The organism is Marinicella rhabdoformis, from assembly GCF_009671245.1.
Classification (GTDB): domain Bacteria; phylum Pseudomonadota; class Gammaproteobacteria; order Xanthomonadales; family Marinicellaceae; genus Marinicella; species Marinicella rhabdoformis.
Genome location: NZ_VTFS01000011.1, coordinates 1 through 4,324 on the forward strand (window position 1 = coordinate 1; position 4,324 = coordinate 4,324).

Sequence of the window (4,324 nt, forward strand, 5' to 3'; positions counted from 1 at the left end):
GGTCTCATCACTGACGTGTAGATCACCAATTTTAGCCGCTGTGGCTGCAATCTGGTCACAACCTTCTTGTAACACTTCGCCAGTTCTGAATACTGCTGCATTATTTTGCATGATTTTTTGCATTTCCAGACGCAAGTCAGAGTTAAATCGAGGACACACACTCCTTTCAACAAATTGTAGTTAATTTCTTACAAGCTGTTTCCAGATTATGGGCGAAATTTTTTTATTGAAAATTCAAAATAGTATTTTTATGGAACATCTATTCATCACCTACCCTTTTAACACCTTGCAATAACAGAGAAAAAGTACTCGCTTCTGTGTTTTTTCTGAGAATCAGACAGTGGAAGTTGTGCTTGGCATATTTTAAGTGAAGTATCATAAATACAGGTGTGAGGTTGCCACAGTTTAACGGACACAATAACTAATGGGCAGATGCCCGTTCAAATTCAGCCGGGCTAACATATCCCAGATATGAATGTCTTCGCTGACGATTGTAGAACACTTCGATGTATTGAAAAAGGCTTTGTTAAGCTTCTGCTCTTGTTCGATAATCTTCATGCTCAACCAGTTCATTTTTTAGTGAGCCAAAGAAGCTTTCAGCCACAGCGTTATCATGGCATTCGCCTTTCCTGCTCATACTAGGGAGTAATTTATTCTCATTCAGCATTTTTTGATAATCTCCTGATGCATAGGTGCTGCCTTGATCAGAATGCACAATAGCTCCTTTAACTTTATTTCTTCTCCATATAGCCATGTCTAACGTGTCGACAACCAGCTTGGTGTTATTGCGATCATACATCGACCAACCAATCACTTGTCTTGAATATAAATCAATCATAACGGCAAGATAAAGCCAGCCTTGACGCGTCCTGATGAACGTTGTATCAGATACCCATGCTTTATTTTTCTCAACAGCCTTAAAGTTCCTTTTTAGGCGATCAGGGGAAGGTGCTATGGTGCTCCTTGAGTTCGTCGTGATAACGAACTTCTTGGCTACTTTTGACTGGATGCCCGCAGCTTTCATCAATCGAGCAACCCTTTGACGACTAACAAATTCGCCATCATCAATGAGGTCTTTTTGAATGCGTGGAGAACCATATATACTGTGACTGGATTTATGGAAACAACGTATTTTGGTCAGTAATCTTTGATTGTCTTGTTCTCGTTGACTCAGAGGCCTATCAAACCAATCATAATAACCACTGGTCGAAACTCCCATAACATGACAGAGCGTTTTCACACAGTGATTTTTGCATTCAGCTCGGATAAACGTGTACTTCACTTGAGCTCTTTGGCAAAGTACACGGCGGCCTTTTTTAAGATTTCAACTTCCTCACGAAGGCGTTTATTTTCTTCGCGCAACTTCGATGTTTCACTTTGGTTTTCTTTTAGTGGTCGCCCTTTTTTACCTGTAAAGGCCTTATCTCCTTTGGTTTCTAATTGTTCTTTCCACTTGTATAGCTGATTACGTCTGATGCCAAGCTGTGTGGCTATTTCCGATGATGGACGATCTGATTCATCCATCATTCGAATGGCTTCGAGTTTGAACTCTTTGGTGAAAGTTTTATATGGTTTTCTTTTTCTTGTCATTTGGATACTCCTGATAGACTATTGTCTACTAATAAATGTATCCGTCAAACTATGGCAGGTTCAGCCTGTCCCTGTTAATTTTTCTTTTGTTTACTTTGCTTGATTACTTCTCTTTTTGTAACAATAGGTCAATTTATTATTGTCATTAATTTTTACACTTTTTACATCAGCAATATAATAATACTTTTTATTGCTTTTAGTTTCTTCTGATAATTTAATTACTCCCACTAAGGAAACATAATTTTCAGAACAGTTTGAAGCAACCAGGTCACCATTACGTGTATCGTCTAATACCATTAATGAATCACCTCCGATTGACAGCTTCGAATATTCTTTTGATTGATACAAAGCCAGTGGAATATCACTTAAATACCCTACTACATGTATGGTTTTTTCATGATACTTTTCAGGGTAAACATGTAAATCTATAAGGCTGACCTTTTGTAAATCTATTTTATTTTTTCCAATAGCCGGAAAACTAAAAAAACATAATAAAATTAAAATACTAATCTTTCGGATTAAAACCATAAATTACTCCATTGTGTAATAAAAAAACTTGGCGCTTTTGCCCTAGTTGCTATTCTCGACATATACCCTTGATACGAACTAACTGGCCTTTTTCTATCAATGGTAGGGGTTATAATTATTACACCAGCAATTGGATATTGGCCACTTCCAACGTCGGAATAATTTACACCATTTCCTTCTGAAACCCCATTATGTATTTTTCTCACAAATGATCCTTCTGTGTAAACTGCTATTCTCCCTTCTTCTGCTGTTAAAGCCATCGGGATACTAGCTGCGGGTTTTTCATAACCTGATCCCCAATGCCAGTGTCCTCCAATTATAGCAGCACCTATTTTCCTATTTTGATATTCATTAGAGGTATATTTATCTTCTGCAACCCTTCTTTCCGTTTTTAATGCTTCAACAATTTCAAAAAATACCTTTTTTCTTCTGGGATCATTCCTTGGAGCAATAATTTCGCCACATTAGTTTTCGCCTTATGCCTATAATCATCATTAAACGCCCTAGAAAATGCCCCAGTTATCGCCCCATTGGCAAACTTGCCACCAGTGGCATCAGAAATGGTACCAGCAACAATGGCAGCAACTGAGATTCGAGCCGCTCTTCCGGCAAAATCATGGTTACCTTTGGCTATTTTGCTGATAGCAGGCGAAGCCATCTGCGTCGCTCCCGCTGAGGCAAAGCCATGGCCAAACTTACCACCTCGCAACACAGAAGTAGCGCCACCCACTATGAAAACTGAGGACAATGAAAACTGAGAATGAAAACTGAGGACATGCACCTTTCAACACATTGTAGTCAATTTCCTACAGCTGTATAGCAAAACATGGGCGGAATTTTTTCATTGAAAAGCTCAAAATGGTGATTTTTTGATGGAGAAATCTCATGACAGTTGCTCGAAATCAACAAATTTGTTTGGAAGAAACTCGTTTTTACCATGTAGTCTCTCGATGTGTTCGCAGAGCCTTCCTTTGTGGAGAGGATTCATTGACTGGAAAATCATTTGAACACCGTCGCCAATGGCTGATTGAACGAATCAAGTACGTCACTTCATTGTTTGCTATCGATGTTTGTTCATACGCTATTATGTTGAACCACTTTCACATTGTTTTAAGAGTGGGAGACTCGTCAGATTGGCCAGCCAATCGCGTGTTGATGGCATGGCAAGGACTGTGTGAATTACCCCTACTTTGCGAACGCTATTTAAAAGGTTAAATCAACACTGAGGCCGAGCTGAATAGAGTCAAAGAGTATGTCACTGAGTACCGTGCTCGTTTGATGTCAGTTTCTTGGTATATGAAGCTAATCAATGAATATATCGCCCGCATGGCCAATGCGGAGGATAAGTGCACTGGTCATTTCTGGGAAAGCCGCTTTAAATGCCAAGCCCTGCTTGATGAACGCGCACTTTTGACCTGTATGGCATACGTAGATTTAAACCCAATTCGAGCAGGAATGGCTAAAGCTTTGGGGGATTCTGAGTACACTTCTATTCAGGAACGAATTGACAAGAAAAGCACATGGCTATCAAGCTTCGGTAAAGGTGATAAAGACCTGCCCTATTACCATTCAAGCTACATAGATTTAGTGGATGAAACTGGACGTTGTGTCAGAGACGATAAACGCTGCTTTATTGCTAAAGAATCAGCAAAAACCATCGACCAGTTAGGCATCAGTCCTAACACGTGGCTTGAGGAACTCAAAGGCTTTAAATCTGTTGGGTTCTCAGCCGTTGGAACAGCTGCTCAACTCAAAGAATTTTCCACTAAAACCAAGACCAAATGGAAGCTGGGCTTTAGGCTAAAACCTGCACTCGAATAGAAGCAACCTCACAAATTGAATCACTCCATTCACTTCTGTGAATCAATCCCGCTCGGCTTGAATCTGACAAAACACTGTAAAATCCACTTATCCTCAGTCAATCTCGTTTAGCCAGTAAAATACCAGCCTTTATCACATCAATTCACCTTGTTTTCCAACAAAAAAAGAGGGTGAAAAATTAATTTCAACCTCTTATTAGGTGACCTTATTAGGTGACTGTCCTTGATTATTTTTCTTGATTATTTTTTAATACTTTGGTCGCGGCAGTAAAAGCAGCAGACTTAGTTGATACATTAAAGGGTGATGGTCCTTTTACAGTATTTGCTCCCACTGATGAAGCTTTTGCTAAACTACCAGAGGGCACCATTGAATCATTATTGAAACC

At 39.5% G+C, this 4,324-nt stretch carries 9 protein-coding genes and 1 pseudogene; 3 read left to right on the forward strand and 7 right to left on the reverse strand.

What is annotated here, in order from left to right; all coding sequences use genetic code 11:
* The 7 genes and pseudogenes from FET73_RS15580 to FET73_RS15005 all read right to left on the reverse strand — a co-directional run.
* A partial coding sequence (locus FET73_RS15580) for a hypothetical protein (RefSeq protein WP_154224783.1) occupies window positions 1–123 on the reverse strand: 123 nt, incomplete at its 3' end.
* A gap of 298 nt (window positions 124–421) precedes the next feature.
* Window positions 422–514: pseudogene (locus FET73_RS15585) on the reverse strand (hypothetical protein); the annotation flags it as partial.
* 12 nt (window positions 515–526) lie between these two features.
* Complete coding sequence (locus tag FET73_RS14985; protein ID WP_179952328.1) at window positions 527–1,282, reverse strand: IS3 family transposase; 756 nt, start codon at window positions 1,280–1,282, stop codon at window positions 527–529.
* Window positions 1,279–1,590, reverse strand: a complete 312-nt coding sequence (locus FET73_RS14990; RefSeq protein ID WP_154224785.1) for a transposase — start codon at window positions 1,588–1,590, stop codon at window positions 1,279–1,281. The genes FET73_RS14985 and FET73_RS14990 overlap by 4 nt, the downstream gene beginning before the upstream one ends.
* A 90-nt stretch (window positions 1,591–1,680) precedes the next feature.
* Window positions 1,681–2,118 carry a hypothetical protein gene (locus FET73_RS14995; protein ID WP_154224786.1) on the reverse strand — a complete coding sequence of 146 codons (438 nt, stop codon included), beginning with the start codon at window positions 2,116–2,118 and terminating at the stop codon, window positions 1,681–1,683.
* The gene (locus FET73_RS15000) at window positions 2,109–2,378 is read right to left on the reverse strand and encodes a hypothetical protein (RefSeq protein WP_154224787.1); all 270 of its coding nucleotides are present in this window, start codon (window positions 2,376–2,378) and stop codon (window positions 2,109–2,111) included. Before FET73_RS15000 ends, FET73_RS14995 begins: the two co-directional genes overlap by 10 nt.
* Before the next feature lie 131 nt (window positions 2,379–2,509).
* Window positions 2,510–2,866, reverse strand: coding sequence for a hypothetical protein (locus FET73_RS15005; protein WP_154224788.1), 357 nt, complete (start codon window positions 2,864–2,866; stop codon window positions 2,510–2,512).
* A 137-nt stretch (window positions 2,867–3,003) separates the two neighbouring features.
* On the opposite strand from FET73_RS15005, the gene FET73_RS15010 reads away from it, so the two are divergent.
* The 3 genes from FET73_RS15010 to FET73_RS15020 all read left to right on the forward strand — a co-directional run.
* Window positions 3,004–3,333, forward strand: a complete 330-nt coding sequence (locus FET73_RS15010) for a hypothetical protein (protein WP_154224789.1) — start codon at window positions 3,004–3,006, stop codon at window positions 3,331–3,333.
* A 63-nt stretch (window positions 3,334–3,396) separates the two neighbouring features.
* Window positions 3,397–3,939, forward strand: coding sequence for a hypothetical protein (locus FET73_RS15015; protein WP_154224790.1), 543 nt, complete (start codon window positions 3,397–3,399; stop codon window positions 3,937–3,939).
* A gap of 254 nt (window positions 3,940–4,193) precedes the next feature.
* Window positions 4,194–4,324, forward strand: a 131-nt coding sequence (locus FET73_RS15020; RefSeq protein WP_179952329.1) for a fasciclin domain-containing protein, incomplete at its 3' end; no start/stop codon positions are given.

What these genes read in the sequence shown, in the direction of transcription:
- FET73_RS15015 (WP_154224790.1), top strand. Translation starts at nt 3,397, where the DNA reads ATGTCAGTTTCTTGGTATATGAAGCTAATCAATGAATATATCGCCCGC.
- FET73_RS15010 (WP_154224789.1), top strand. Translation starts at nt 3,004, where the DNA reads ATGACAGTTGCTCGAAATCAACAAATTTGTTTGGAAGAAACTCGTTTT.
- FET73_RS14995 (WP_154224786.1), bottom strand. Translation starts at nt 2,118, where the DNA reads ATGGTTTTAATCCGAAAGATTAGTATTTTAATTTTATTATGTTTTTTT.
- FET73_RS14990 (WP_154224785.1), bottom strand. Translation starts at nt 1,590, where the DNA reads ATGACAAGAAAAAGAAAACCATATAAAACTTTCACCAAAGAGTTCAAA.
- FET73_RS15000 (WP_154224787.1), bottom strand. Translation starts at nt 2,378, where the DNA reads ATGGCTTTAACAGCAGAAGAAGGGAGAATAGCAGTTTACACAGAAGGA.